1 protein-coding gene is annotated in these 1,582 nt (G+C 73.4%); it reads right to left on the reverse strand.

What is annotated here, in order from left to right; all coding sequences use genetic code 11:
* A partial coding sequence (locus tag VR45_RS13850) for a glycosyl hydrolase (protein ID WP_045940039.1) occupies positions 1–1,118 on the reverse strand: 1,118 nt, incomplete at its 3' end.
* Between the last annotated feature and the right edge of the window lie 464 nt (positions 1,119–1,582).

Below are 1,582 nucleotides of genomic sequence, written 5' to 3' on the forward strand. Positions count from 1 at the left end.
GGCGTCGGCTGCGCCGGAACACTCGGCGCCACCGGCGCGGCCGGGGCCGAGGGCGGCGTCGGCGGCGTCGGCGCGGCCGGGGCCCCCTTGGAGCCCGTCATCAGCTGCTTGAACCGGGCACCGGCCCGCGGGTTCCGGTCGCACTGCCAGAACCCGTGCGGGCAGTAGTCGGTGACGGTCTGGTACGCCGTGTCGTGGGTGCGGATCCACTCGACCATCCGCTGCACGAACTCCGGGTTGTCCCCGTTCCGGAACAGCCCCCACTCCGGGTACGAGACCGGCTTGCCGCGCTTGGCCGCGAACTCCACCTGGTCCTGCAGCCCGTACGGCTCGCGCACGTAGTCGTCGAAGGTGCCGCCGGCCGGCTGGTCGTAGCTGTCCATGCCCAGGATGTCGACCACGTCGTCCCCGGGGTAGCACTTCGTCCACGGGATCGCGTCCAGCCCCCGGTTCGGCGTGAAGTCGAAGCGGAAGCGCTGCCCCGGCACCGAGCGCATCACCGTGACGATCCGCCGCCAGTAGGTCTTCCAGGCGGCCGGATCGGGCTTGCAGCGGTGGGTGTAGGTGACGCCGTTCATCTCCCAGCCGAGGGTGAGCACGGTGTCCGCACCGCCGAGCGCCACCAGCCGCCGGGCCAGCTTCAGGAAGTGCCGGTCGAAGTCGCCGCGCGCACCCTGGGCCAGCAGCCGGGCCACCTCGCCGTCCGGCACATCGGCCTCGTTCGGCACCAGCATCGGCACACCGAGGATCAGCATCCGGGACGGGTCCGCCAGCCGCCACTGCGACCACATGCCGAGCACCGCCGGCTCGCCCTCGATGTCCGCCCAGCCGTTGCCCGCCAGATAGGTGTGCCCGACCTGGAGGTTCGCGTTGCCCAGCCACTGCGAGTACCGCCCGATCTGCGGGATGTACCGGTCCCAGGAGCCGACGAAGGCCCCGAACGGCGGCTCGTGCGGCGGCCGCTGCACCACCGGACGGGGCGCGGCCCCACGCGGCGAGATCCCGTCGGAGGAGAGGGCGTGCCGCTCGGTCTGGCTCAGCGGCGTCCCGGCGGGAACGCCGGCCGTGGTGAGCAGCAGCAGGGTGGCGGCGGCCAGCGCCAGGCGGCCGAATCGCATGGTCTCTCCTCGGGCGTTTCCCCGGACGGTGCCACGCGCGGGGCGGAGCAGGCTGGGCGGAGGCGGGCAGGGCACGCACAGTGGTGTCCCGATTGCCGACAGTAGGGCCGCCCGGCCGGGGAAAAGCCGAATGTCACCCTAAAGTGGGCGATATTCGAACGCCGTCCGGCGGTGTGCCGTGTATCACCTCCGTAACAGTCCTGACCGCCCCGGGAGCCCTACCGCGAGGCCCCGCCCGGGCCCCGCCGGGCCCGACGGCGCAGGTCGCCGGGCGGGTACGGGACAACCCCGCCCGGCCGCCACGGGGGACTGCGCCGTTCGGCGGTACGGCGAATCGCGGCTGACTCGCGCGGGCGCCGAAAGGTACGCTCCGCCCGTGTCCTGGAAGTCGCGCGCCCTCAGCCCCCGATCGATCCTGCCTGCCCTGGCGGTACTGCTGGTCCTTGTGGCGGGCGCCGCCGCGC

Source organism: Streptomyces sp. NRRL S-495 (genome assembly GCF_000966955.1).
Lineage (GTDB): Bacteria > Actinomycetota > Actinomycetes > Streptomycetales > Streptomycetaceae > Kitasatospora > Kitasatospora purpeofusca.